We start from the raw sequence: 1,185 nt of genomic DNA, 5'->3' as shown, positions 1-1,185 counted from the left end.
GGGTACAGAGTATGAAATGTTTTTTAATGATGCAACGGTTGCCGATGTTTTACAGCGGGTCGAAAAAAAATTCGAAATAAAGATCAATCGTGAAAATTCAAAATTAAGCAACATTCGCATAACGGCCGATTTCACTGACCAATCATTAGTGAACACCATGAATATGATATGTGAGGCGCTTAATCTTGATTATAAAATAAACGAGCGGTCTGTAACCGTAACTGATAAACTCAACTTAACTAAATAGAATAACTAATTAAATTAAACTAAAGAAAGGCGTATGATTAAATAAAAACTCTCTTCAAAAAAAAGCAGAGATGTTGAAGCCACCTCTGCTCTAAATTTTCCCAGGTCTTAAAAATTAGTAAGATAACCCATTGCTGTGGGTAAGGGATTTTTTTGTCTCATTCTATTCAAAAATCAACAAAACAAACAAATGTATGCAAAAATGTAAGGAAAAGAAAAAGGTTCTTTTAATTAAGCTAATGCGAATATCAATTTTACAATTTATAGCTGTAATCATGATCTCAGGCGTTGCATTCGCTAACCCTGACTATGCCCAGGGTATTTTAAATAAAAGGCTTTCAATCAACTTGAAAAATGTTACCCTGGAAGAGGCTTTGAATAACATTAAGAATAAAGTTGAGGTGAAATTTGTTTACAGTTCAAGCATAATTCCGCTCAAAAGCAAGGTAAGTGTTAATGCCAGTCAGGAAAGATTAAGCGATGTATTGAATAAGATCCTGATTAAACTGGATATTGACTATAGCGTAAATGAACATAGTGGGTATATCATMTTAAAAAAAAATTACGGTTTAGTTTCAGATAACGCGGTAAAAGATAGTAGCAACTGGATAGCAAACATCCAGGATCATATTGTTACGGGTAAGGTCACGGTAAAAGCCGACGGCACTACATTACCCGGCGTTAGCATTATGGTTAAAGGTACAAAAGTGGGTACCGTTACCGATATAGATGGGAACTTTAAAATAAATGTTCCTAATAGTGCCAGCATTTTGGTTTTTACCTATATCAGTTTTGATACGCAGGAAGTAACAGTCGGCGAATCGACGGTTATTAATGTTCAGCTTACTCAAAACTCAAAAACGCTTAATGAGGTAGTGGTAACCGCTGCCGGTATCAGGCGTGAAAAATCATCATTAGGCTATTCTGTAAGTACAGTAA

2 protein-coding genes are annotated in these 1,185 nt (G+C 35.0%); both read left to right on the top strand.

The genetic code is table 11. The features are described 5' to 3' along the window. On the top strand, positions 1–247 hold a 247-nt coding region (locus tag AC1DRQ_RS31710; RefSeq protein WP_477430158.1), incomplete at its 5' end, for a DUF4974 domain-containing protein. Between the two features lie 274 nt (positions 248–521). Next, on the top strand, positions 522–1,185 hold a 664-nt coding region (locus AC1DRQ_RS31705), incomplete at its 3' end, for a carboxypeptidase-like regulatory domain-containing protein (RefSeq protein ID WP_477430156.1).

It is taken from the genome of Mucilaginibacter sp. P4_E8, assembly GCF_056401495.1.
The sequence above is the reverse complement of the archived record's forward strand: the minus strand, read 5'-3'. Positions and strand labels throughout refer to the sequence as shown.